Origin of the sequence: Pantoea sp. EEL5 (assembly GCF_049892805.1) — a bacterium.
Lineage (GTDB): Bacteria > Pseudomonadota > Gammaproteobacteria > Enterobacterales > Enterobacteriaceae > Pantoea > Pantoea ananatis.
This window is the reverse complement of sequence record NZ_JBNDNJ010000001.1, coordinates 956,865-979,713: the sequence shown is the minus strand read 5'-3', so window position 1 is coordinate 979,713 and position 22,849 is coordinate 956,865. Positions and strand designations below refer to the sequence as shown.

Genomic DNA, 22,849 nt, shown 5'->3' with positions numbered 1-22,849 from the left:
GATCCAAGACAAAAAAAAAGAGCGACTATTCGCTCTTTTTTCTTATCGGCAGCCGCTGGCTTAGTTGCTGGTATCCAGCGCCGGGAAGCTTTTGACCAAATCATCAATCGCTTTCATCTGCACCAGGAAAGGCTCCAGCTTGTCCAGTGGCAACGCCGACGGGCCATCGCACTTAGCACTGTTGGGTTCCGGATGCGCTTCGATAAACAGACCCGCAATGCCCACGGCCATACCGGCACGGGCCAGCTCTGCCACCTGCGCACGGCGCCCGCCCGAGGCGGCACCAAAAGGATCGCGGGTTTGCAGCGCGTGCGTCACGTCGAAAATGACCGGAGAGTTATTGGTCACCTTCTTCATCACGTTGAAACCCAGCATATCCACAACCAGGTTATCGTAGCCGAAGTTACTGCCGCGATCGCAGAGAATGACTTTGTCATTGCCGCCTTCGGCAAACTTATCCACGATATTGCCCATCTGGCCGGGGCTGACAAACTGCGGCTTCTTGACGTTAATCACCGCGCCGGTTTTTGCCATCGCTTCGACCAGATCGGTCTGACGCGCCAGGAAAGCCGGCAGCTGAATCACATCCACGACGTCGGCAACCGGCTGGGCCTGGGATGCTTCGTGAACGTCGGTAATGATTTTCACGCCAAACGCCTGCTTCAGCGCCTGAAAAATCTTCATGCCCTCTTCCAGGCCGGGACCACGGTAAGAATGAATTGAGGAACGGTTGGCTTTGTCAAAAGACGCTTTGAACACGTAAGGAATGCCGAGTTTGTCGGTCACTTTTACATAGTGCTCGCAGATGCGCATGGCGAGATCGTAAGATTCCAGCACGTTCATGCCGCCGAAGAGAACAAATGGCAGATCGTTTGCGACCTTGATATCACCGATACTGACGACTTTCTGTGTCATGCCCTTTCCTTATCTGGGGTGACGCTTAATGCAGCGTCACGCGTTTTTGTTCGATTGCGTGAATCTGAACTTTGATCATCTCGCTGACCGGGTCTTCAGGACACTGTTCAACGAAGTAGGTTAAGTCATTTAACGCGATATGTTCGCACTCAAGCTGAGCGTAAATTAAACCACGATCGCGAATTTCATAGGGATCGTCCGGATCAATTCGCAGAAGTACCTGACTGACGTTCAGGGCCAGCTCCATCTGCTTCTCTTCCATCAGGGCCGCTTTCAGCGTATCCAGCATCTTGCGCATGACGCTCTCGGTTTTGGCTTCGTCCAGATCGTCATCATACAGACGCGCCAGCGGACTGATATTGCCCTTCAGCCACACTTCCAGCGTGTGCGTGTCCAGGGTTTCCCCGTTAAAGGGATTAATCAGCCACTTATCGCCGTCGAGCCAGTCGGCACGCAAAATCAGCTGCGTCGGGAAAATCACCGGCATCAGGGGTAATTCCAGTTCAGCCGCGATATGCAGCAGGATCACGCCCAGCGACACCGCCGTGCCCTGACGGGTTTTCAACACTTTATCCAGCCAGAGCGCATCTGACAGGTTATAGACGCCGCTGGCACCGCCAAATTTCCACTGCTTGTAAAACAGCTCCAGCAGCTTTTCGAGCTTTAAATCGGCATCCTGTTCATGACTGACGTAGTCACGGGCTTCAGCCACTAACGCAGCTAACTGTTCTTCAACCGACAACGCCGGGAAATCAGTGCGGATGGCCATCGTGGCACCAATCACTGCCTCACACAGCGGTGTCTCACTGTAATCGAGTTGTTCGGTGGAGCTCATACTATCCCCAGTAACGGCATTTTACTCAGTGCCAGCTTAATGATCGTCACCAGCGCAATCAATGCCACGATAAAGGCGATCCAGCGGGTGCGGTCAGAACGTGGGCGGCGGCTTAACGCAACCGACCCAAGGGCAATATAGATAATAACGCCTAACAGCTTCTCAGTCAGCCAGCTTCCCTGAGGCGAAAACGGATAGAAATGGGTGATCATCACCAGCGATGCACCGCTCAGCAGCAACAGCGTGTCATTGACATGAGGCAGGATGCGTATCCAGCGGCGTTGCAGCATCGCAGAGCCTGTGCGCTGCCAGTAAAATCGCAGCAAAAACAGCAAAATAGTTACTGCCACGGTCAGCAGGTGCAGATTCTTGATTAGCGGATAGTAAGCAAACATCGTTCATCCATGTTGTTCTTGAGTATTCTTCAATAGCGCGCTCAGGCCGGGTGCGGGGCTGCCTGCCCAAACGTGACCCGGGGGTTACCGCCATAATCATTCGCCGTCGCCACCGACAGGTAATGATGCTGCTGCATCAAGTGGCGCACGGCTTCGTCCTGCTGCCAGCCATGCTCCAGCAGCAGCCAGCCGCCTGGCTGTAACCAGTTTATCGCCTGCTCGACCAGCAGCCGTAAATCCGCCAGGCCCGCCTCTTCCGCCACCAGCGCACTGCGTGGCTCAAAACGCACATCGCCCTCGTTAAGATGGCGATCGTTCGCGTCGATATACGGCGGATTACTGACAATCAGGTCGAATCTGGCTGGCGCAATCTGCGCAAACCAGTGGCTTTGTATGAAGGTGGCGTTAGGTATGGCCAGATGCGCGGCGTTGCGCTGAGCCAGCGCGACCGCGGCTGGAATGCGATCGACACCGATGATGTCGCAATCCGGACGTTCGCTGGCAATCGCCAGGGCTATCGCCCCGCTTCCGGTGCCCATATCCAGGACGCGTGCGGGTGACTCAGGCAGATGCGCCAGCGCCTGCTCCACCAGTATTTCGGTGTCAGGACGGGGGATCAGCGTCGCGTCGTTCACCTGCAGCGGCAGCGACCAGAACTCCCGCTCGCCGATCAGATGCGCAACAGGTTCGCCCCGGGCGCGACGCGCCAGCAGCACGTCTAACTGTTGCAGCTGCGCTTCCGTCAGGAGAGTTTCATCAAACGCCACCAGCCAGCTGCGGGATTTGCCGGTCACAAACCCCAGCAAAATCTCTGCGTCTCGTTTCGGACTGTCGCCCCCACACAAGGTGGCGACTGCCTGTTTAAGCCAGTGACGGATATCCATCAATCCTGACCGGCCAGCGCGGCCAGTTGGTCAGCCTGATATTCCTGCACAATAGGTTCAATCAGACTGTCCAGCTTGCCTTCCATGGTTTCATCCAGACGGTAGATCGTCAGGTTGATACGATGGTCGGTGACGCGGCCCTGCGGGAAGTTATAGGTCCGAATACGGTCAGAACGGTCGCCGCTGCCCAGCAGGTTGCGGCGCGTACTGGCCTCAGCTTCGTGGCGTTTTGCCATTTCGGCCGCATGGATACGCGCGCCAAGTACGGACAGGGCTTTGGCTTTGTTTTTGTGCTGAGAACGTTCGTCCTGGCACTCCACCACAATACCGGTTGGCAGGTGGGTAATACGAATCGCAGAGTCGGTGGTGTTGACGTGCTGGCCACCGGCCCCTGAGGAGCGGAACGTATCAATTTTTAAATCAGACGGGTTGATCTCCGGCAGCTCGGCCTCCGGCAGTTCCGGCATCACCGCCACCGTACAGGCGGAAGTGTGGATGCGTCCCTGGGATTCGGTTTCTGGCACACGCTGAACGCGATGGCCGCCTGATTCGAATTTAAAGCGGCCGTAGGCGCCTTCACCCATCACGCGGGCGATCACTTCTTTGTAGCCGCCATGTTCGCCCTCGTTGGCGCTGACGATTTCAACGCGCCAGCGACGTGACTCGGCGTAACGGCTATACATCCGGAACAGATCGCCGGCAAAAATTGCCGCTTCGTCGCCGCCGGTGCCGGCCCGCACTTCCACAAAGCAGTCGCGCTCATCGTCTGGATCTTTCGGCAGCAGTAACAGCTGCAGCTGTTGCTCCAGAGACTCACTTTTTTCCCGTGCTTCCAGAAGCTCTTCCTGCGCCATATCGCGCATCTCAGGATCGTCGAGCAACATTTTGGCGGTTTCGATATCGTCCTGGTTCTGCTGCCAGTCGCGGAAGCAGCGCGTGACATCGGTCAACTGAGCATATTCACGCGACAAAGCACGAAAGCGGTCCTGATCGGCAATCACGCCGGCATCGCCCAGCATCGCTTCCACTTCTTCGTGGCGCTCCTGCAGCGCTTCCAGTTTAGCAACAATAGAGGTTTTCATTTAACTGTGGGATTCCCGTAACAGATGACGACAGCAGTGTGCCTAATCGAGACCCAGGCTGTCGCGTAAAATCTGCAGGCGTTCGCTATCGCCGTCGCGGGCGGCCTGCTGAAGAGATTTGGTTGGAGCATGAATCAAACGGTTGGTCAGCTTATGGGCCAGTTCCTGCATGACTTTCTGCGGATCTGCCCCCTGCTGCAGCGCCTGGAGTGCACGGCCTTCCAGCTCAGCGCGAATATCGTCTGCCTGCGAGCGGTACTCACGAATGGAGTTAACCGCGCCTTGCGAACGCAGCCAGGCCATAAAATCGCTGCATTCCTGCACCACAATGCTTTCGGCCTGCACCGCAGCGGCTTTACGCTGGGCAAGGTTTTGCTCAATGATGGCCTGCAGATCGTCAACGCTGTAAAGATAGGCGTTGGCTAATTTGCCCACTTCCGGCTCCACATCGCGAGGAACCGCAATATCCACCAGCAGCATCGGCTGATTACGACGCGCTTTTAACGCGCGCTCCATCATGCCTTTACCGATGATCGGCAGCGGGCTGGAGGTGGAGGTAATCACGATGTCGGCATCGGCCAGGCGGGAATCAATATCGGCCAGGCTAATCACTTCCGCACCGACTTCGTTAGCCAGCAGTTCCGCACGTTCACGGGTACGGTTCGCAATGATCAGCTTTTTCACCTGATGTTCGCTGAGATGACGGGCCACCAGTTCGATGGTTTCTCCCGCACCCACCAGCAGCACGTTCACCGTGGACAGCGACTCGAAGATTTGACGAGCCAGCGTACAGGCGGCAAAGGCCACGGAGACAGCATTGGCGCCAATATCGGTTTCGGTACGAACGCGTTTGGCCACCGAGAAGGTTTTCTGGAACATGCGTTCCAGCTCGCTGCTCAGCGCATGACCACGCTGAGAGTCGGCAAAGGCTTTTTTGACCTGCCCCAGAATCTGGGGTTCACCCAACACCAGCGAGTCCAGCCCGCTGGCTACGCGCATCAGGTGGCTGACCGCCTCATTATCCTGATGCCAGTAGAGGCTGTTGCGCACGTCCGCTTCATCAAGCTGATGGTATTCACACAGCCAGCGCACCAGACGTTCCTGAAGATCGACCTGTTGCTCTACACTGAGGTACAGCTCGGTTCGGTTACAGGTAGAGAGCACGACGCCGCTCTGCACCATAGGCTGGGATAACAGGCTGTTTAAGGCCTGCTCCAGCGACTCCGGCCCGAACGCAACGCGTTCGCGCAGAGCAATGGGTGCAGTTTTGTGATTGATTCCGAGTGCGAGCAGCGTCATAGCGTTTTAGGTTGGGTTATCCCAATAAATGTCAGGGTTTTGTGAAGCGCATTCTACAAGATGCAGCAGATCAAGAAAAGCCATACAAAGGCTATGACTGTAATAAGATTAAGCCGATCATAGCGTTTTTGCCGTATAAGAGCATTGACGGTTAAAACGCGGATGGTTAGCGTTACCTGTTATCAATTAAAAATGTGTCCGAGGAGATGACCACTTGATGCTGACTTCTACACGCAACCTGTTGCGCCTTTTACCCCTTGCCAGTGTTCTGCTGGCTGCCTGTAGCATCAATAAACCACAAGGTCCTGGCCCGAGCGTCACCGCGCCACAGTGGCAACAGCATCAGCAAGCCGTCAGCCACGTGACCCAGTATCAGACGCGCGGCGCGTTCGCCTATCTGTCGGATAAACAAAAAGTCTATGCCCGCTTTAACTGGCAGCAGACCGCGGCCGACCGCTATCGCCTGCTGTTAACCAACCCGTTAGGCAGCACCGAGCTTCAGCTGGATGCTCAGGGTTCAGTGGTGCAGATTGTGGACAACAAGGGCAAACGTTATGTCAGCAACGATGCGCAGAAGATGATTTCGCAGCTGACCGGCATGGATATCCCGCTGACCAACCTGCGCCAGTGGATGATGGGCCTGCCGGGCGATGCGACCGATTACCAGCTCAACGATCAGTACCAGCTAAGCAGCCTGACCTACAAGCATGACGGCCAGACCTGGCAGGTGACCATTGCTGACTATGACAACAAGGTCAATCCACCGCTTCCGGCCAGCCTGGAGTTAAAAGAAGGCGATCAGCGTATTAAATTACGTATGGATAACTGGACGCTGAAATGATGACCACCTGGCCTGCTCCGGCAAAACTGAATCTGTTTTTGTACATCACCGGTCGTCGGCCTGATGGTTACCATAATCTGCAAACCCTGTTTCAGTTTCTTGATTATGGCGACAGCCTGACAATCACGCCCGACACGAGCGATGAGATCAGGCTGTTAACGCCGGTGCCTGGCGTGCCGGATGCGCAAAACCTGATTGTCCGGGCGGCAGAGAGCCTCAAGTCGGCGGCGCGTGAAAACGGCAGCCTGCCTGCCAGGGCCGGTGCGCGCATTGCCATTGAAAAGCGTTTGCCCATGGGCGGCGGGCTGGGCGGCGGCTCGTCGAATGCCGCAACCGTGCTGGTTGCGCTAAACCACCTGTGGCAGACCGGCTTTTCCCCTGAGGCGCTGGCGGAGCTGGGCGTGAAACTGGGCGCCGACGTCCCGGTTTTTGTTAAAGGCTATGCCGCCTTTGCCGAAGGCGTCGGTGAGGTGCTTTCTCCAGCATCGCCTGCAGAAAAATGGTATCTTGTTGCCCATCCAGGCGTCAGCGTGGCCACGCCGGTGGTCTTCAACGATCCGGCGCTTACCCGTGACACGCCCGTGCGCAGTTTATCAGCACTTTTACAGGCTCCGTTCGTCAACGATTGCGAATCAGTAGTAAGAAAACGTTTTCGTGAGGTTGATGAGCTTGTTTCATGGCTGCTAGAATACGCGCCGTCGCGCCTGACCGGGACAGGTGCTTGTGTGTTTGCTGAATTTGACACCGAGCATGCTGCTCGCCAGGTGCTGGAACTTGCCCCACCATGGGTGCGCGGTTTTGTAGCTCGAGGCCTTAACGTCTCGCCGTTACAGCGTACTCTGCAAGGCGATTAGCGATAGCGTGACTGTGTCACCCTGTTCCAGACACAGCACGTTTCGCACTCACATACCCGTGTGAACGTTCACGACAGTATTCGCCGGTTACTGTCATGACGTTCATTCTCTGGACGCAAAGCCTGAGGTTCTTCTCGTGCCTGATATGAAGCTTTTTGCTGGTAACGCCACCCCGGAACTAGCACAACGTATTGCCAACCGCCTTTACACCAGCCTGGGAGACGCCGCCGTTGGCCGTTTCAGTGATGGCGAAGTAAGCGTACAGATTAATGAAAATGTACGCGGTGGTGATATTTTCATCATCCAGTCCACCTGTGCTCCCACCAATGATAATTTGATGGAACTGGTCGTGATGGTCGACGCGCTGCGTCGTGCTTCAGCTGGTCGTATTACCGCTGTTATCCCCTACTTTGGTTATGCCCGCCAGGACCGCCGCGTGCGCTCCGCCCGCGTGCCTATTACGGCTAAAGTAGTGGCTGACTTCCTTTCCAGCGTCGGTGTTGACCGTGTTCTGACGGTTGACCTGCACGCCGAGCAGATCCAGGGCTTCTTTGACGTCCCGGTTGATAACGTATTCGGCAGCCCGATTCTGCTGGAAGATATGTTACAAATCGGTCTGGAAAACCCGATTGTTGTGTCTCCGGACATTGGTGGCGTAGTGCGCGCTCGTGCCATTGCCAAACTGCTGAACGACACCGATATGGCAATCATCGATAAACGTCGCCCGCGTGCGAACGTTTCTCAGGTCATGCATATCATTGGTGACGTTGCGGGCCGTGACTGTGTGCTGGTCGACGACATGATCGACACCGGCGGCACACTGTGCAAAGCCGCAGAAGCGTTAAAAGAGCGCGGTGCCAAGCGCGTGTTCGCTTACGCTACGCACCCTATCTTCTCTGGCAATGCGGTGGAAAACCTGCGTAAATCTGTTATCGATCAGGTTATCGTCTGTGACACCATTCCGTTATCAGAAGAGATGAAGTCGCTGCCAAACGTCCGTACCCTGACGCTGTCAGGTATGCTGGCCGAAGCGATTCGCCGCATCAGTAACGAAGAGTCCATTTCGGCAATGTTCGAACATTAATCTTCGCAGGCCGGGCATTATGCCCGGCCTTTTCTTTTGTCTCCTGTTTATTCCCTCCGACAAAGCTGCTTGGTTTTCAGAAATTTTCATTATGAGTGACCTCAGTTATTGTCACGATCACTACGAAAAACTCTTTCGCTGAAATTATGTTATCTGGCCTTTTGCCTTTTTGAGTTGAGTGGTAATTTGCCCGCACTTTTTATTGCGATCGCCGCCCACTATGAACCTCGACGTCTTTACGTTATTTATTTGCGAACTCTACGTACTGGGGTTTATGAGCCTGATTATGATCTTTGCCTGGGTCGGATCTCACTATGACCGCATTCTGGGCTATGTCTGTGTCGCCATCGTGCTCACGCTTGTTGCCTTTTTTCTCAGCAGTTTGCGCAGCAGGGGCGACCAGTTCTTACCGGTGGCCGTAAGCAACGTATTAGTGATGCTGGCCTACGGGGGGTTATTTAGCGCTTTTCGCACATTCTGTGGTAAATCCCCAGGCATGACCGGCTTAGCAGGGGCGGCACTGTGGTCTCTGCTCTGCCTGTTTCCGACCTTTTATTACAGCTTATCACTGCGTGTTTTGGTGCTCTGCCTGCTTTGCATCGCCTATACCGCCGCACTCATTTATCTGCTCTGGCTGGCACGCCGTGATATGAATACCACCTTTTGGCCCGCACAATTATTGCTCTGGACTCACCTGCTTTTTCACGTCGCCCGGTTATTTCTGGATAACACCCGTCCTGTTGGCATACAGGGGGCGATCAGCGGTTCTGACTTTTCGATCTACGTGATTCTGGAATCCATGCTTTTCGTGATTGGCTTCACCGTCACCATATTAGCTATGGTGAATGAACGCACCCGTAATGCACTTAAGGACGCCTCGCTTCATGACCCGCTAACTAATATCTGGAATCGTCGTGCACTGTTTTCCGGGGCGGACGCTATGATCCGGTTTTGCCTGAAGCAAAACAAAGCGCTGACGGTGGTGTTATTCGACCTTGATCATTTTAAAGGGATCAATGACCGCTACGGGCACCAGCAAGGGGATCGGGTGTTAATTGATTTTTGTAACAGGGTCTCGGGAACGCTGCCACAGGATGGCCGCTTTGCAAGACTGGGCGGTGAGGAGTTTGCAGCACTGCTGCCGCTCCGCTTTGAGCAAGCCCGAGTGTGGTGCGAACAGGTACGCCAGACCGTTCAGCATTCGCGTCCCGGCCAGATCGCCTATTCAGTCAGTATCGGTTTTGCGACTGCAGATAACGGCGAAATAGATTTTGGTCAACTGATGGCTCTGGCGGATAAAGCACTCTATCGCGCCAAAGCCAAGGGCAGAAATCGGACAGAACCTTACCTGGTTATGTCAGAAAATCTAATGTGACGAATGATGGGTGCGGCGACAGCGTTTATCGCCATAATGGCGCACCCAGTAATAGCGATCTTCTACTTTTTCACGACCGCTAATACAGGCGCCCACCAGCCATAACAGTGCGCCAAAGAAAATGCCGAACATCGCGCCCTGAGCCAGCATCTGTGGTAAATCAAGCGAAGGCAGCTGGTTGATAATCGAAAAACCGATGCCGAGAAGCATGGTCACGAGTCCAATTCCCATCAAGGCATTACCTGCCATGCGTGAGTGATGACGTTTCATCTTTCACCTCCTTTATGCGCGGTCGGATGAGCGCACACAATGTTAAACTGATAGTAGTGTAGGCAATGCCTTCAGGCTAATTTGTGCACTAACTCACATAAAGGCCAGATGATTTGTGACCAATACGTTATTCCAGTTTATTGATTTAGATGAAAAATAATTAATCACTGACACTAATAATTTCCCCTGCGCGGTCTTTGTGATCCGCGTCGCGGCACAGTAAACTATCGCCCTTGAGTTATTACAGCAGGATATTCCTTGTGAGCAGCATAAAACTGATTGTGGGCCTGGCGAATCCCGGCGCGGAATATGCCGCCACGCGCCACAATGCGGGTGCCTGGTATCTGGACTTGCTGGCTGAGCGTCACAATCAGTCGTTGAAAGAAGAAGCCAAATTTTATGGCTATACGGCACGACTGGCTTTAGCCGGTGAAGACGTGCGCTTGCTGGTGCCGACCACGTTTATGAACCTCAGCGGCAAAGCCGTGGCAGCCATGGCGACCTTCTATCGCATCGCGCCGGAAGAGATCCTGGTGGCCCATGATGAACTGGACCTTCCCCCTGGCATCGCCAAATTTAAACAAGGCGGCGGACATGGCGGGCATAACGGCCTGAAAGACATTATCAGCAAGCTCGGCAACAACAATAACTTTCACCGCCTGCGGATTGGCATCGGCCATCCCGGCGATCGCAATAAGGTAACCGGCTTTGTTTTGGGCAAGCCCCCAGCCAGCGAGCAAAAACTGATTGATGATGCCATTGATGAGGCGGCGCGCTGCACCGAACTGTGGCTAAAGGAAGACCGCATCAAGGCGATGAACCGCCTGCATGCCTTTAAGCCTGTCTAATCGCCCAGATTGTCGCGAATCTGTGTATAATGCGCGAAAATTATCTTACGTTTCCGGCGGAGCCTGCTAATGGCTCTGCCCATACAGCTATAAAGGGTACTAAACCATGGGATTCAAATGCGGTATCGTGGGCCTGCCAAATGTCGGTAAATCCACTCTTTTTAACGCGCTGACTAAAGCGGGTATTGAAGCGGCTAACTTCCCCTTCTGCACGATTGAACCCAACACTGGCGTCGTCCCTATGCCAGACCTGCGTCTGGATCAGCTGTCTGAGATCGTTAAGCCGCAGCGCGTAGTGCCCACCACCATGGAATTCGTTGATATCGCCGGCCTGGTGAAAGGCGCCTCCAAAGGTGAAGGCCTGGGCAACCAGTTCCTGACCAACATCCGTGAGACCGAAGCGATTGGTCACGTGGTGCGCTGCTTCGAGAACGACAATATCATTCACGTGAATAACAAAGTCGATCCGGCTGATGATATTGAAACCATCAACACCGAGCTGGCGCTGGCGGATCTGGACACCTGTGAACGTGCTCTGCAGCGCGTACAGAAGAAAGCCAAAGGCGGCGATAAAGACGCTAAAGCAGAACAGGCCGCACTGGAAAAATGCCTGCCGCATTTAGAAAATGCGGGCATGCTGCGCGCGCTGGATCTGACGGAAGAAGACAAGGCCGCCCTGCGCTACCTGAGTTTCCTGACGCTGAAGCCCACCATGTACATCGCCAACGTCAACGAAGACGGTTTTGAGAACAACCCCTACCTGGATAAAGTGCGCGAAATCGCGGCCAAAGAAGGTTCTGTTGTGGTGCCCGTCTGCGCCGCCGTTGAGTCCGACATCGCCGAGCTGGAAGATGAAGATCGTGATGAGTTTATGGCCGAGTTGGGCATTGAAGAGCCAGGCCTGAACCGCGTGATCCGCGCCGGTTACTCCCTGCTGAACCTGCAAACCTATTTCACCGCTGGCGTGAAAGAAGTTCGCGCATGGACTATCCCTGTCGGTGCCACCGCGCCACAGGCCGCCGGTAAAATTCATACCGACTTCGAGAAGGGCTTTATCCGTGCGCAGACCATCGCGTTCGAAGACTTTATTGCCTATAAGGGCGAGCAAGGCGCGAAAGAAGCCGGAAAAATGCGTTCAGAAGGTAAAGAGTACATTGTTAAAGATGGCGATGTGATGAATTTCTTGTTTAACGTCTAAATTAGTTTTGTTGTCTCATGAGGTGTCATAACATCTCATAGATCTCACAAAACCCTCTAAAATCCACGCAATTGCGTGGATTTTTTATTCCATATTGTCTCATGTGATCTCATGGAAGCGCAGTCTAAAATGAGTACATAGATGAGTACAATCCGTTTCCATTATCATTTTAGGTGAGTACAATAACGGTATAAGAAATAGTCAAGGACCCGCTATGCTCACTGATACGCAATGCCGCACTGCCAGGCCGAAAGAAAAACTCTATCGACTCAATGACTTTAATGGTCTCTACCTCGAAGTGAAACCCAATGGCAAAAAGGCATGGCGCTATCGATTCAAACTCAACGGAAAATCAAGCATGTTTGCGTTGGGTGAGTATCCAGCGATAAAGCTCGCCGAAGCTCGCGAGAAATGCGAGCAAGCGCGTAAGCAAGTCGCAGATGGAGTTAGCCCGACACAGGCTCGTCAGTTAGATAAGATCCGCAAGGTCAATGACGCTTCTAACACCTTTGAGCTGATCGCCAAAGAGTGGTTGCAGATGAAAGACTGGGCCGAAATTACCAAAACACGCCGACTGGATATGCTTGAACGTGTGGTTTTCCCCGCAATCGGTAAGCTCCCTGTCAGAGATATCACCCCACACCACATTCTTAAAATTCTTCAGGAAACCGCTAAACGCGGCGCTCCGACTGTTGCCGCTGAAGCCCGACGTACCATTTCATCGGTTTTCGAGTTGGCAGTAGCAACGCTTAGAGCTGACAGCGATCCTGTCTGGCCTGTACGCAAGGCGCTTCCGGCGAATAAGACACAGCACAAACAGGCATTGAACCCACAGCAAATCGGGAAGCTATTAAGCTGTTTTGATAACAGTCGCGGCTCATATCAGGTTAACTATTGCATGTGGCTGATGTGGTGGACGCTGGCGCGGCCAGCCGAAGTCACCGAAGCTGAATGGGCAGAATTCGATCTCGATAATGCACTATGGACCATTCCGGCGACGCGCATGAAAGCTCGTAGGGAACATGTTATTCCCCTCCCCTCCCAAGCCGTCAACATGCTTAGAACGCTACAGGGATTAACCGGACATCGACACCATCTCTTTCCGGGCCGAGATAACCCACGTGGCCCGATGACATCACACTCGCTGCGTCAGTTACTTAAAAGCCTCGGCTGGAGTGGAACTTACAGCCCACATGCAACCCGAACCACAGGCAGCACACGGTTAAACGAGATGGGCTATCGACCTGACGCTATCGAAGCTCAGCTTGCGCACGCTGATACCAACAACGTTCGCCGCACGTACAACCATGCGACGTATCTTGATGAGCGCAAAGTGATGATGCAGGAATGGGCTGATAAGCTTGATGGATGGGTAAGCAGCACTGACATCAGTGTTGATGTTTCATAAACGCTGATGCATTGGTGTTTCATCATTGATTAATATATTAAATTTGTGATTATTTAAAATAACCTATAATTCAACCTATATTACGTGTAGAGCATGAATAACGGATTTTGATTAACCTAAATTAAGCGTCACTATCAAGCCGCCGAAATTTTCACATGCCCTGGCTTGATATAGCTGACAGGAGATACCCAAGCGCTGCGCGACCATCTGCGCTGTCAGGTGCTGGTCGACAACATCCTGAATGATTTTAAGTCGGTTAACTTCATCCAAAGTAAAAAAACTCCGCTGCATGAGCCGTCATCAGAATCCCTTGAGGGTAAATCTACGTGACGGACATCTTAACTTAGCCCAGAACGGACATTACAACTTTGCTACTACATAGATGATGTGCATAAATCTATCTTATGTTAAATAACCTGTGAAGGGAGTTTAAGGAACAATGTGCATTTCTGTGTATTTGAAGCCTTAAAGTCGTGGTATAGATAAGAACTTTTGGCTTCCTCAGTAAGCACATGAACCATGATCGCACGTACACCGATATTCTCAGCAACCCGATAACAACGCAGCACCGCATCGTGAAGCAGATCGGCACCAAGCCCTTTTCCACGAAATGCAACATCGCCTGCAAAACGAGCAAGTATGATGACCGGTACAGGATCCGCCATGTTGCGCCGAAGAGTGCCTATGGACTCTGTATGGTTAATGCTGCCAGTGGCCAGTGAGTAAAAGCCAGCGGTTACGGATCACAGTAATCTGATCAATATCCTGAAAGCGGCTGGCACCGGGCACCTTAGTAAGTATGTAATGCAGTGCCTCAATCGTCCCCATTCCGATTTTTTTGATAGCCCTTAATCTCACGTAAAAGCGTCAGGCATTCGCCCATCCAGTGTTCAAACAGACCATAAATGGTCAGGAAGGCTGAACGTCGGATGAGCTGTGTTATTAGGTGGCAATATTAAGTCCTGAGTTCGTTCAGATCTTCACTGTGGCAGGATCCAAATGAGGAGCCTGAACGCAGGACAGAACGAACGCTACCATCAGGTTCATAACATTCATCCTCAAATTCCCACTCGGAAACTGCGCCGGGTATATCGATGGCTTTGATGGCCACTGCTACGTTTTGTTCTGCCTGCCCTGCCAGCATTCTAATAATCTCGACCGAAGAGGCTGCTTCCCAGAGCGGCCAACAGAATAAAAAATCTAGTTTTGCCATTGTTCATCCAACCTTTTCGTCCAGTCAATATCCGCTGCGGCTCAGCGATGAGGATCGTCGCGCAGCCAGTTACCGCGTCCCGTTGACTATACTTCCAGGAAGACGAACGGAGGTAATTATATGTGGACGTTTCCTCATTCACAGACACGAGAATTCGGGAAAACTGCAGTAGAGACGTGATGTGCATTAGCACATAACAACCCGGCTGGCCGCCTGAAGTTGAAGATCCGCTCTTTACTTAAAACAGCATGTTATGCCTGTTTTAGAAACAGGCATAAAGAAGGAAAATTTACGCTTTCAAAGCAGCCCTCTTCTTTAAGGAAACCTGCGACGAGGTTTCATCTCGCGCTTTTCCGAAAATACTCTCTTCAGTTCCTCATCCAGCGTGTCATTCAGTTCGGGGGCTTGTTTTTCTATGAGCAACGCACTTGCAACAGGGGGGATCTGTCTGAGATGCACTGCAACATCGTCAATGGAAAATGGCGTTCCGACAGTACACTCACATGCTAACTGAATTATCTCACCAACATTCACCGGCAGGCCTTTTCCACGTTGCAGTTCACAAGCTGCACTTATATCCGCATCGCGCCATATTGTGTCATATGTTGGCTCTCCCTTGTGCTCTATCGCAACGTTATGCATAAAACATAAAGAGTTGGCCTATGAAGCGGTATAAAACTGCTCCCAGACAATAAAGCCCCGGGCATGCGGTACTTTTTGTCTTTTCAGTTGCGTTGAAAAATGAGAAACAGGTGGCGAGGACTTTTTTTGTATATAATCCCAGTTTCGGCGGTCAATCTTCGCCTCAAATAAGCAAATTTTTCCCTGATTTAATTCATGATCCACTAACAATATTACCCCATCGACACCCCACTCTTGTTCGATGGTGGCCGGGAGCTTTTGGGAATATGCCTTTATCGTTATCGGGAAATGATTCGGGAACTGCTCTCTGACCGCAGAAGTAAACTGAGATGTGCAGTCGTTTTCATCAACAACTATGCCCCTTTTTAATTTATTGAGCATATGACTGTCCGCGACAGAAAAGAGATCCTTAATCTTCTCCCGAAATTCCTCATTAAAAAGTGCCATGTTCTAATCCTTTTATATTAAAAATTGAAGTACGGACTGGGTATCTGTCACTGCTATTTATATACGGACCAGAGACTGGCAATGGAGCCTGCAGCACCCAGGGCCAGCAGACTCCAGTGGCTGAATATTATTTTCATCATGCTCCCTTTGTCGTCATACTTCCGGGCTTTGATATCAAGGAACTGTATCCGGAGCCGGTCAGTAAAGCTCTCTCTGGCAATGGCACTTGACACCCTCATGTAGATAAAAAAATCGCGCGTAACAGAGTGCAGTACCGCCTCCGTCAGTCTGGTCGGTTCAGAATATATCGCCCAGGTGATAAGTGGCACCTTCATCTTCATTTTATCGGAAGCATACGGATACAGGAAAATGGCCACGCTGCCATTAGCATGCTGAGATATCACCAGCGAGGCACCTTTTTCCGTAGGGAAACGTCGGCTGATCCTTGTACCTGATGCGTCATAAACCTCTTCCAGCTCCCCAATCGGATGAGATCCGGCTGAAAGTTGTATCTGACGGTGACTGTCATTACGCTGAACATACAGTTTTTCGGGGTAATGACTCTCTTCCGCCTGCCGGATAACTGTCTCAAAATATTCTTCGGCAAGGTTCGCATGGATGCGCCAGTTGAGCATGCTATACCGGTGCCTGAGCTGCGATGTGTGCTGTTTTTTATTCTCTGTCTGCATGACTGCCCTTTCCTTGCCCTTATACTAATCAATCTCAGTAATATTTACCTGTACGGCCACAGAAGCAGCAGTGCGCTTCACTGAGTTTCGTGTCTGAAAAAAAATACCGGTAGCCGGTGGTCCTCCGGTTCTTTTTTTGTTCCGTTTTTATGCGTTTTTCTTCATCGCTGTTCAGCCTTTGCTGTAGTTTCAGGGGAGACCACCCTTCCCTGTAAAAACTGACCGGATTAAGCGGGCCGGACCAGGAAATGACTTTGTTCAGTATTTCCCCTTCACTAAGCCCTTCTTCAGACCACCTGCGGATAAGGCTTATTTCACGCCTGCGCTGCTCTTCATACAGGAAAAGTGGAGCGATCAGTTTCAGCGCTTTCATGGAAAGCCAGATAAACTCTTTTTCACCGGTATGGCAAAAACCGGATGCCCACTGATAGATGTTCAGGATGTTGTCAGGAGTACATGCAAGGGCAAGACAGTTAATGCTCTTCAGTTTCCTGACAAGCCGGGAAAACGGAAATTCTGTTGAGGTGATCGTATTCCGGCCCGGTGACGAGATCTCATACTTTTCAAATCCGGTAATACTTTTGAGTTTGAGCTCGAGCGCAACGCGGATCCGGAACGGAATAGAGTAAATATCAAAGATCCGACCGTTTCCACCGGTCTGCTGAATATTTTCATAAGTCGCGGGTAGTAACGGTGAAAGGGAAAGGTGCCAGAAGGCATGCTCTGCGATTCTCATCTGACCGAAACTCATGATGTTAACGCCCAGCGAAATATTATGCATAGTCGTGAACTGCACCAAGTCATCTATGAACATTTTGATCAGCGAGTGCCGATCGTCATAATCACATTCAATCCCGAACAAGGTATCTCCGGGCTGTAGTTTCAGTAGTTTTTCAGCTTCAACGGCAATAATGGCCAGCTGCAGTTCCGTGTCAGCCTGTAGGCGCTTTTTGTCCGGAAACATATCGGGCTTAAGACCTGCGCCATCGGGGAGTCCCCTTGATTTTAGTGCTTTAAGGCAGGCTTCGAGCATTTCAACAGGGTCAGAAACAGAGGGAGGCATAATGAAGATCCTTAAATTTTGTCAGAGGGGGCTGCGCACAGCAAAAAATATCCAGTCCCTGAGGTTTCAGTCGATATGTACAAACGCCTGGGTTTCTGCTTATGTCGGTCGCGTAAATGATTATATCCTTTTCCGCTACGATCCCAACGATGCATATATCAGCCAAGTCGATAACATCAACGCCACCATCATGGGAGGCGAAGCCGGTGTCAGCTATAAGCTGACCGACAGCTGGAAAACCGACGCCAGTCTGGCCTATTCCTGGGGGCAGGAACACGGAAGATGGTAACCCCCTTCCGCAAATGCCTCCTCTCGAAGCCCGTCTGGGATTGTCCTGGGAAAGTGCTAACAGGAGCAGTACCGGGCTGGTACGTCTGGTCAGTAGCCAGCATCGGGTGGCCATTAATGAATGGTAATGTGGTGGGCAAAGATTTTGACAGCAGCGCCGGTTTTGCCGTGGTTTCCGCCAATGCAGCTTACCGCGTGAACAAGTACTTTAAAGTGAGCGCCGGTGTCGATAACCTTTTGGACAAGGATTACAGCGAGCATCTCAACCTGGCGGGTAACAGTAGCTTTGGCTACTCCGCCAATACCTCCGTTAACTAACCAGGAAGAACATTCTGGGGCAAAATTAATGTGACATTCTGACCGGTCCCGGTTCGAAAGGGCCGGGTTGTTTATTCAGAAAATATGAGGAAATCGTTATGTTGAAAATGCTCAAAACCCCGGAAGGGAAAAAGTTTCTTATTGCTGTGGCTTGTTTGTTTATCGTTGCGGGATGCGTGGTATCAAAAGCTGCGTTCCAGGGCGTGGAAGACCAGTACAATCTGCCGATGGATACCTGGGACACATCCCTGTTTATCATCCAGGGCGCATGGGTGGCCATTTACAGCCTTATGTTCACCATTGTGGGGTCGCTGCCTTTTGGGTTTTACTTTCTCGGCCCTAAAAATGATTCAGAATAACTGAATGCGCGTTTGTTCTTCACAACCGGAACGTAAGCGCACTCAAAAATGTATCGTGTCATTTACACTGGCACGATACATGTCGACTTCGGCCTTTTTCTCCTCAGATGCAATTGCCATCGCGGCCGTCAGGGGAATAGACAACGCTATGCTGATTGGCAGTCGCGCGTCACCGGCCTTCATGTGCGTGAAGGACTGACTGCGCCCCGGAGCCCTTCCCGCCATAAAGACGTCAGTGCTGCGCCGGGCTCAGCTGATAAACACCGGCGTTTACCGGACAGACATTTTAGTGCTGCCGGAGCCGGAGTGGCTTACATTTTTACCCGGCACTGTCACCATAATCGCCAATACCCTCCTTTCCAGTCAGATTGAAAGGCTGGAATTCCCCCGACATAAATCAAGAAACCGAAGCATTTCATGCCAGAAGCCAACGGGATCAACCAGAAATCAGTTCTGTCCTTTCGGCAGACACATAAAATATACAGAAGGCGCGTTTAAATCACCGCTGCTGTAACTGAATTTCCCCTACAAGATCCTGCCATCTTTTTATGTTTTTTTCCTGTATTGGATCATAGGTTCCGTCATTCGCTTTATCCCATAAGTTTTTTAAGGAAGCAAACTCACGGCAACGGTCAGTCAATTTTAAACGGGTTAATTGACTACCTTTCTTATCATGGTCATAAAAAAACTGATGCGAGTCTGATATACGACCCGTTTTTTTAAGATTGTTGAGCGCGGACTGGATAAAATCCACGTCAACAACAGGTTTGTCCTGATAATTGTTAGTGTAATCTTCAGGGGACATCACGACCGTTTGGCCATTGTCAGGTATTTCGAACACTGAGCGCCCCATATACTCATTAAAAAATGACTCCATGTTCAGGAAGAAAGCTCGTTCCTGGACGAAGGCCGTTTTCGCGTCTTCAAAGGCCTTTTTAATGTAATCAGGCAGGTCGTTCATTAACCCGACTATTGCGTTATGCTTAGGGCTGTTGAATATGAATGAGACCACCATGGCCGGGGGGAATGAGAATATTATATCGAATGTGGAGTCCGGATCCCCTTGTGAAATAACATTCTTGAAATGTTCACAGTAAATTTCCACAAAATTTTCATTCCATTCACTGATCACATTCTCGTCTTTATCACCGTTGGTGTTGTTGGGGCAAAAGAAAATAGCGTGTTCAAAAAAGTCAAAATCATGAAGATATTGCTGATAGGCAGCGTATTGCGTTTCCTTGCCATTTTCACGGATATAGCTTGCATTGACCGCGACCAGAAAAAGCACGTCGTTGCGTATAAGAGAACGGACCACTGAAGTGTATTTTTTTTTCTGCTTAAGCGTGGCGTTTTCTGTGTAAAAATCCTCAGCCACATATTTCAGCAGATGATAGAGGATGCGCATGTAGGGGCTGATCACACTGTGGCCACGCAACAGATTAAAAGCGTCGATGTGACTGACTGGCCGGCTTAACGTCGGGAGAAGACCCTTTTTCTCTTCATCTTTCTTCGCGATTTCCGCATTATACTCGTCATCCAGAAACCTCTTCACGATAGCGAGCTGCACATTATGCTGCTCAAGCAGCATGGTAAAATGCCTCACAAATTCATCACGTTTTGCATTGAGAGTTGCCTTATCGAGCGCCTCTCTGGCAACCCTCGTGTTGTTCTGAGCTTCCTTCACAGCCTTGACCGAATAGGTAACGGCCAGTGCTGTCACTATCGCACCAAATGCGGTAAACAATCCCACGACGGGATCCGGATTCAGCCAGTAATGTTCCCATATAAAACGCATTCATTTTCCTTTCAGGGTGAGACATAATGCAAATTCAGCTGCATCCCGTCACCCGATATTATTTCACCCAGTCTTCGAGCTCCAGCCCCGGCACCCGCTCAAACTCTCTTACATTATTCGTCACCAGCACGGCACCGGCGGCGATGGCGTGCCCGGCAATCGCCGTATCGTTCGGGCCGATCGGCGTGCCGGCCATGCGCAGCGCCATCTTAATCTCCGTGGTCGAATCCACGGCGGCGCGATCCCAGGGCAGGACGGCATCGAGGCGGGCGCAGAACGCGTCAACCAGCTCGATGTGGCGCGGCGAGGCCTTCGGGCCGATGGCGCCGAAGCGCATCTCGGAGTAGGTGATGGCCGAGACCACGATACGGTGACCGCGCAGCACCGCCTGCTCCAGGCGCTTCAGGACGGCTTCCGGCTGCTCGCGCATGATGAATGAGCAGATGTTGGTGTCCAGCATATAGGTCTTGTTCACAGGTTTAATCGTCCTTCGTCGGTGACAACGTCCTCGCGCTCCGCCATAAAGTCCGGGTCAGCTTTTTCGAGCTGCGCAAACGAGCCCCAAGTCGGCCGGACGGGACGCAGGATGATGCGGTCCCCTTCCCGGACAATCTCCAGCTCGCTCACCCCCTCAAAATCCAGATCGCGGGGTAAGCGGATGGCGCGGTTGTTGCCGTTTTTAAAAATAGATACGGTTCTCATGTTTTTTCTCCTGGCCGACCGGCCTTTATACATATGGCAAGTATGTGTATCTTTCGGTTGCTTGTATAGGGTAAGCATCTGCAGATGGCAGATATATGCGTATGCCACACCTATATGTAGTTGTCTCTTTTTCTAGGAGATCCGAAAAATGGTTAAACCGGATCTTAATGAAATTACGCAGAATTTGACTGATATCCACTACCCTCTTCTTCCAGCGTGCTATCTATACAGGTTGATTCATCTCACTTAGTCCGGAGGTTGTTATGGGCGTAAAAATCACAGGTTTAGACAGAATGCATAAACAGCTAAAAGAGGTTGAGAGAGCAACGGAAGTCTTAAACGGAAGTTATGATGTCCATTTCGATGCTAACGATCCTGCCAGTATTGAAAATGCGATTCAGCTTGCATGCAGCATGGTTGAAGAACGCGCGTTGCCCTATGCGGGAAATTCATGGGTTATCAGGTAGTGTGAAATTAATACCCTGTCAGCAAAAGTTGCAGCGTACTGAGAAATGGTTACAGGTTGCACCTGCACAATCGGAACCTGATTTTTATACTGGCCTCAGAGGCCGTCCAGTTGTTGAGGCGATTGTGTGCGGATTACCCATTTGGGCACAGATTTTCCTGATGCCGGATAGATGTAAGCAACAACCCAAAACCAAATTCAGTACTTGCAAAACGGAGGTAGTCCATAGATATAAAAGGTGGCATCGGAAATGGCGTGCCTGCGGCAGAGTTCACGGGCAGAAACCCCGGCATCTGCCTCACGGAGAATACTGATGATCTGTTCGTCGGAAAATCGCTTCTTCATGGGGATGTCCTCATGTGGCTTATGAAGACATTACTAACATCGCGGTGTATTAATCAACGGGGAGCAGGTTAGCACGGCACCGCGTATCCTGTTTGTTGGCCCAAAGTAGACCATCAGTAGAACTGGGTGATGTTTAGACTTGTTTGCCAGGCGGATTTCAACTACCCAGCGGTAGATATTACCAACGGTGCAAAACTGATCCACCCCAGCGGTTGAAAATTGATCCGGGGGTTAATCTGCTCCTCTGAATACAGGGGAGCTTATGATCACTTTTGAGATTCGTATGGAAATTAAAGTCCTGCACAAGCGGGGAATGAGTATCCGGGCCATCGCAAGGGAGCTGGGTATTTCGCGCAATACTGTCCGCAGCCACCTGAAAGCCAAATCTGAAAAGCCGCAGTATTCACCACGCCCGGCACCATCATCACTGCTCGATGAATACCGTGATTACATCTCTAAGCGGATCAGCGATGCGCATCCCTACAAAATCCCGGCGACCGTTATTGCCAGGGAAATCATGGAGCTGGGCTATCGTGGAGGGCTGACTATCCTGAGAGAGTTCATCCGCAAACAGACCCTGCCAGCACAGGCAGAACCGGTCGTTCGCTTCAAAACCGAGACAGGGCGGCAGATGCAGGTTGACTGGGGAACCATGCGAAACGGCAAGTCCCCCCTGCATGTGTTCGTCGCCGTTCTGGGATACAGCAGGATGCTGTACATTGAGTTCACTGACAACATGCGCTACGACACCCTGGAAGCCTGTCACCGCAATGCGTTCAGCTTCTTCGGCGGTGTACCGCGGGAAGTCCTGTACGACAATATGAAAACGGTGGTGCTGCAGCGTGATGCTTACCAGACAGGGCAGCACCGGTTCCATCCTTCCCTGTGGCAGTTCGGCAAAGAGATGGGCTTCTCTCCCCGCCTGTGCCGTCCCTTCAGGGCGCAGACTAAGGGCAAGGTAGAGAGGATGGTGCAGTACACCCGCAACAGCTTCTATATCCCGTTAATGACACGCCTGCGTCCGATGGGGATCACCGTCGATGTTGAAACCGCAAACCGTTACGGCCTGCGCTGGCTGTACGATGTGGCCAATCAACGTAAGCATGAAACTACCCTGGCGCGTAGCACTGTCAACGGAATAACACATCCCCGTCAATACGGTTCTCGCTGGACGCTTACCATTAACGCAACGGCGTGGATTTTTGTTTTTATCACGCGCAAGCCCTCGCACAGG

Annotated in this window: 23 protein-coding genes and 5 pseudogenes; 11 read left to right on the top strand and 17 right to left on the bottom strand. The window is 51.7% G+C overall.

Going from position 1 to position 22,849, the window contains the following annotated elements:
• Positions 1–60 precede the first annotated feature (60 nt).
• From kdsA to hemA, 6 genes are read right to left on the bottom strand one after another with little or no spacing between them, the layout of a single operon-like run.
• Positions 61–915 (bottom strand): 3-deoxy-8-phosphooctulonate synthase, encoded by an 855-nt coding sequence (gene kdsA, locus ACPXSQ_RS04790; RefSeq protein ID WP_013025528.1) that lies wholly within the window; start codon positions 913–915, stop codon positions 61–63.
• A 25-nt stretch (positions 916–940) separates the two neighbouring features.
• Positions 941–1,750 carry an invasion regulator SirB1 gene (gene sirB1, locus ACPXSQ_RS04785; RefSeq protein WP_014593560.1) on the bottom strand — a complete coding sequence of 270 codons (810 nt, stop codon included), beginning with the start codon at positions 1,748–1,750 and terminating at the stop codon, positions 941–943.
• The gene (locus ACPXSQ_RS04780; RefSeq protein ID WP_015700453.1) at positions 1,747–2,145 is read right to left on the bottom strand and encodes a SirB2 family protein; all 399 of its coding nucleotides are present in this window, start codon (positions 2,143–2,145) and stop codon (positions 1,747–1,749) included. The genes sirB1 and ACPXSQ_RS04780 overlap by 4 nt, the downstream gene beginning before the upstream one ends.
• Before the next feature lie 41 nt (positions 2,146–2,186).
• Positions 2,187–3,029 (bottom strand): peptide chain release factor N(5)-glutamine methyltransferase, encoded by an 843-nt coding sequence (prmC, locus tag ACPXSQ_RS04775; RefSeq protein ID WP_014605997.1) that lies wholly within the window; start codon positions 3,027–3,029, stop codon positions 2,187–2,189.
• A complete protein-coding gene (gene prfA / locus ACPXSQ_RS04770) occupies positions 3,029–4,111 on the bottom strand; it encodes a peptide chain release factor 1 (protein WP_013025524.1) in 1,083 nt (360 codons plus the stop codon). The genes prmC and prfA overlap by 1 nt, the downstream gene beginning before the upstream one ends.
• Positions 4,112–4,153: 42 nt before the next feature.
• Positions 4,154–5,410, bottom strand: a complete 1,257-nt coding sequence (gene hemA, locus ACPXSQ_RS04765; RefSeq protein WP_014605998.1) for a glutamyl-tRNA reductase — start codon at positions 5,408–5,410, stop codon at positions 4,154–4,156.
• 217 nt (positions 5,411–5,627) lie between these two features.
• Between hemA and lolB the strand changes: the two genes are divergently transcribed.
• The 4 genes from lolB (at position 5,628) to ACPXSQ_RS04745 (ending at position 9,564) form a co-directional block, all read left to right on the top strand.
• The gene (gene lolB, locus ACPXSQ_RS04760; protein ID WP_014605999.1) at positions 5,628–6,251 is read left to right on the top strand and encodes a lipoprotein insertase outer membrane protein LolB; all 624 of its coding nucleotides are present in this window, start codon (positions 5,628–5,630) and stop codon (positions 6,249–6,251) included.
• A complete protein-coding gene (gene ispE, locus ACPXSQ_RS04755; RefSeq protein ID WP_013025521.1) occupies positions 6,248–7,105 on the top strand; it encodes a 4-(cytidine 5'-diphospho)-2-C-methyl-D-erythritol kinase in 858 nt (285 codons plus the stop codon). Before lolB ends, ispE begins: the two co-directional genes overlap by 4 nt.
• 136 nt (positions 7,106–7,241) lie before the next feature.
• Positions 7,242–8,189 (top strand): ribose-phosphate diphosphokinase, encoded by a 948-nt coding sequence (prs, locus tag ACPXSQ_RS04750; protein WP_006118899.1) that lies wholly within the window; start codon positions 7,242–7,244, stop codon positions 8,187–8,189.
• A gap of 220 nt (positions 8,190–8,409) precedes the next feature.
• A complete protein-coding gene (locus ACPXSQ_RS04745; protein WP_014606000.1) occupies positions 8,410–9,564 on the top strand; it encodes a GGDEF domain-containing protein in 1,155 nt (384 codons plus the stop codon).
• Here the strand turns inward: ACPXSQ_RS04745 and ychH are convergent.
• Positions 9,556–9,834, bottom strand: a complete 279-nt coding sequence (gene ychH, locus ACPXSQ_RS04740) for a stress-induced protein YchH (RefSeq protein WP_013025519.1) — start codon at positions 9,832–9,834, stop codon at positions 9,556–9,558. The two genes, ACPXSQ_RS04745 and ychH, sit on opposite strands and share 9 nt — an antisense overlap.
• Before the next feature lie 260 nt (positions 9,835–10,094).
• Between ychH and pth the strand changes: the two genes are divergently transcribed.
• The 3 genes from pth to ACPXSQ_RS04725 all read left to right on the top strand — a co-directional run bounded on the left by pth (position 10,095) and on the right by ACPXSQ_RS04725 (position 13,288).
• A complete protein-coding gene (gene pth / locus ACPXSQ_RS04735; protein WP_014606001.1) occupies positions 10,095–10,682 on the top strand; it encodes an aminoacyl-tRNA hydrolase in 588 nt (195 codons plus the stop codon).
• Positions 10,683–10,788: 106 nt separating this feature from the next.
• Positions 10,789–11,880, top strand: coding sequence for a redox-regulated ATPase YchF (ychF, locus tag ACPXSQ_RS04730; RefSeq protein WP_013025517.1), 1,092 nt, complete (start codon positions 10,789–10,791; stop codon positions 11,878–11,880).
• Positions 11,881–12,094: 214 nt separating this feature from the next.
• Positions 12,095–13,288, top strand: coding sequence for a tyrosine-type recombinase/integrase (locus ACPXSQ_RS04725; RefSeq protein WP_426142984.1), 1,194 nt, complete (start codon positions 12,095–12,097; stop codon positions 13,286–13,288).
• Between the two features lie 147 nt (positions 13,289–13,435).
• On the opposite strand, the pseudogene ACPXSQ_RS04720 reads toward ACPXSQ_RS04725, so the two are convergent.
• The 6 genes and pseudogenes from ACPXSQ_RS04720 to ACPXSQ_RS04695 form a co-directional block, all read right to left on the bottom strand.
• Positions 13,436–13,589, bottom strand: a pseudogene (locus ACPXSQ_RS04720) (ISNCY family transposase); the annotation flags it as partial.
• Positions 13,590–13,695: 106 nt separating this feature from the next.
• Positions 13,696–14,019, bottom strand: a pseudogene (locus ACPXSQ_RS04715) (GNAT family N-acetyltransferase); the annotation flags it as partial.
• 224 nt (positions 14,020–14,243) lie between these two features.
• Complete coding sequence (locus ACPXSQ_RS04710) at positions 14,244–14,501, bottom strand: hypothetical protein (protein ID WP_426142982.1); 258 nt, start codon at positions 14,499–14,501, stop codon at positions 14,244–14,246.
• Between the two features lie 660 nt (positions 14,502–15,161).
• Positions 15,162–15,590 (bottom strand): hypothetical protein, encoded by a 429-nt coding sequence (locus ACPXSQ_RS04705; protein WP_426142980.1) that lies wholly within the window; start codon positions 15,588–15,590, stop codon positions 15,162–15,164.
• Between the two features lie 53 nt (positions 15,591–15,643).
• Positions 15,644–16,225: a hypothetical protein gene (locus ACPXSQ_RS04700; protein ID WP_426142977.1), complete on the bottom strand. Its 582-nt coding sequence runs from the start codon at positions 16,223–16,225 to the stop codon at positions 15,644–15,646.
• An 88-nt stretch (positions 16,226–16,313) separates the two neighbouring features.
• A complete protein-coding gene (locus ACPXSQ_RS04695; RefSeq protein ID WP_426142975.1) occupies positions 16,314–17,342 on the bottom strand; it encodes a hypothetical protein in 1,029 nt (342 codons plus the stop codon).
• Between the two features lie 88 nt (positions 17,343–17,430).
• Here ACPXSQ_RS04695 and ACPXSQ_RS04690 point away from each other — a divergent pair.
• A pseudogene (locus tag ACPXSQ_RS04690) lies at positions 17,431–17,948 on the top strand (TonB-dependent receptor domain-containing protein); the annotation flags it as partial.
• A gap of 98 nt (positions 17,949–18,046) precedes the next feature.
• Positions 18,047–18,307 (top strand): DUF2534 family protein, encoded by a 261-nt coding sequence (locus tag ACPXSQ_RS04685; protein ID WP_426142973.1) that lies wholly within the window; start codon positions 18,047–18,049, stop codon positions 18,305–18,307.
• A 499-nt stretch (positions 18,308–18,806) separates the two neighbouring features.
• Here the strand turns inward: ACPXSQ_RS04685 and ACPXSQ_RS04680 are convergent, their stop codons facing one another.
• The 3 genes from ACPXSQ_RS04680 to vapB are packed head-to-tail and all read right to left on the bottom strand — an operon-like array spanning position 18,807 to position 20,804.
• Positions 18,807–20,102 carry a putative phage abortive infection protein gene (locus ACPXSQ_RS04680; RefSeq protein ID WP_426142971.1) on the bottom strand — a complete coding sequence of 432 codons (1,296 nt, stop codon included), beginning with the start codon at positions 20,100–20,102 and terminating at the stop codon, positions 18,807–18,809.
• Between the two features lie 58 nt (positions 20,103–20,160).
• Positions 20,161–20,577, bottom strand: a complete 417-nt coding sequence (locus ACPXSQ_RS04675; protein ID WP_426142970.1) for a type II toxin-antitoxin system VapC family toxin — start codon at positions 20,575–20,577, stop codon at positions 20,161–20,163.
• Complete coding sequence (gene vapB / locus ACPXSQ_RS04670) at positions 20,574–20,804, bottom strand: type II toxin-antitoxin system VapB family antitoxin (protein ID WP_426142968.1); 231 nt, start codon at positions 20,802–20,804, stop codon at positions 20,574–20,576. Before vapB ends, ACPXSQ_RS04675 begins: the two co-directional genes overlap by 4 nt.
• Positions 20,805–21,067: 263 nt before the next feature.
• Here vapB and ACPXSQ_RS04665 point away from each other — a divergent pair, with 263 nt between their 5' ends.
• On the top strand, positions 21,068–21,271 hold the full coding sequence (locus ACPXSQ_RS04665; protein WP_426142966.1) for a hypothetical protein: 204 nt from the start codon (positions 21,068–21,070) through the stop codon (positions 21,269–21,271).
• Between the two features lie 224 nt (positions 21,272–21,495).
• Here the strand turns inward: ACPXSQ_RS04665 and ACPXSQ_RS04660 are convergent.
• Positions 21,496–21,615: pseudogene (locus tag ACPXSQ_RS04660) on the bottom strand (transposase); the annotation flags it as partial.
• Positions 21,616–21,877: 262 nt separating this feature from the next.
• Here ACPXSQ_RS04660 and istA point away from each other — a divergent pair.
• A pseudogene (gene istA, locus ACPXSQ_RS04655) lies at positions 21,878–22,738 on the top strand (IS21 family transposase); the annotation flags it as partial.
• Positions 22,739–22,849 lie beyond the last annotated feature (111 nt).

What these genes read in the sequence shown, in the direction of transcription:
- kdsA (WP_013025528.1), bottom strand. Translation starts at nt 915, where the DNA reads ATGACACAGAAAGTCGTCAGTATCGGTGATATCAAGGTCGCAAACGAT.
- prfA (WP_013025524.1), bottom strand. Translation starts at nt 4,111, where the DNA reads ATGAAAACCTCTATTGTTGCTAAACTGGAAGCGCTGCAGGAGCGCCAC.
- hemA (WP_014605998.1), bottom strand. Translation starts at nt 5,410, where the DNA reads ATGACGCTGCTCGCACTCGGAATCAATCACAAAACTGCACCCATTGCT.
- ispE (WP_013025521.1), top strand. Translation starts at nt 6,248, where the DNA reads ATGATGACCACCTGGCCTGCTCCGGCAAAACTGAATCTGTTTTTGTAC.
- ACPXSQ_RS04725 (WP_426142984.1), top strand. Translation starts at nt 12,095, where the DNA reads ATGCTCACTGATACGCAATGCCGCACTGCCAGGCCGAAAGAAAAACTC.
- ACPXSQ_RS04705 (WP_426142980.1), bottom strand. Translation starts at nt 15,590, where the DNA reads ATGGCACTTTTTAATGAGGAATTTCGGGAGAAGATTAAGGATCTCTTT.
- ACPXSQ_RS04695 (WP_426142975.1), bottom strand. Translation starts at nt 17,342, where the DNA reads ATGCCTCCCTCTGTTTCTGACCCTGTTGAAATGCTCGAAGCCTGCCTT.
- prmC (WP_014605997.1), bottom strand. Translation starts at nt 3,029, where the DNA reads ATGGATATCCGTCACTGGCTTAAACAGGCAGTCGCCACCTTGTGTGGG.
- ychH (WP_013025519.1), bottom strand. Translation starts at nt 9,834, where the DNA reads ATGAAACGTCATCACTCACGCATGGCAGGTAATGCCTTGATGGGAATT.
- ACPXSQ_RS04710 (WP_426142982.1), bottom strand. Translation starts at nt 14,501, where the DNA reads ATGGCAAAACTAGATTTTTTATTCTGTTGGCCGCTCTGGGAAGCAGCC.
- vapB (WP_426142968.1), bottom strand. Translation starts at nt 20,804, where the DNA reads ATGAGAACCGTATCTATTTTTAAAAACGGCAACAACCGCGCCATCCGC.
- ACPXSQ_RS04745 (WP_014606000.1), top strand. Translation starts at nt 8,410, where the DNA reads ATGAACCTCGACGTCTTTACGTTATTTATTTGCGAACTCTACGTACTG.
- lolB (WP_014605999.1), top strand. Translation starts at nt 5,628, where the DNA reads ATGCTGACTTCTACACGCAACCTGTTGCGCCTTTTACCCCTTGCCAGT.
- ACPXSQ_RS04680 (WP_426142971.1), bottom strand. Translation starts at nt 20,102, where the DNA reads ATGCGTTTTATATGGGAACATTACTGGCTGAATCCGGATCCCGTCGTG.
- sirB1 (WP_014593560.1), bottom strand. Translation starts at nt 1,750, where the DNA reads ATGAGCTCCACCGAACAACTCGATTACAGTGAGACACCGCTGTGTGAG.
- ACPXSQ_RS04665 (WP_426142966.1), top strand. Translation starts at nt 21,068, where the DNA reads ATGGGCGTAAAAATCACAGGTTTAGACAGAATGCATAAACAGCTAAAA.
- ACPXSQ_RS04685 (WP_426142973.1), top strand. Translation starts at nt 18,047, where the DNA reads ATGTTGAAAATGCTCAAAACCCCGGAAGGGAAAAAGTTTCTTATTGCT.
- ychF (WP_013025517.1), top strand. Translation starts at nt 10,789, where the DNA reads ATGGGATTCAAATGCGGTATCGTGGGCCTGCCAAATGTCGGTAAATCC.
- ACPXSQ_RS04700 (WP_426142977.1), bottom strand. Translation starts at nt 16,225, where the DNA reads ATGCTCAACTGGCGCATCCATGCGAACCTTGCCGAAGAATATTTTGAG.
- ACPXSQ_RS04780 (WP_015700453.1), bottom strand. Translation starts at nt 2,145, where the DNA reads ATGTTTGCTTACTATCCGCTAATCAAGAATCTGCACCTGCTGACCGTG.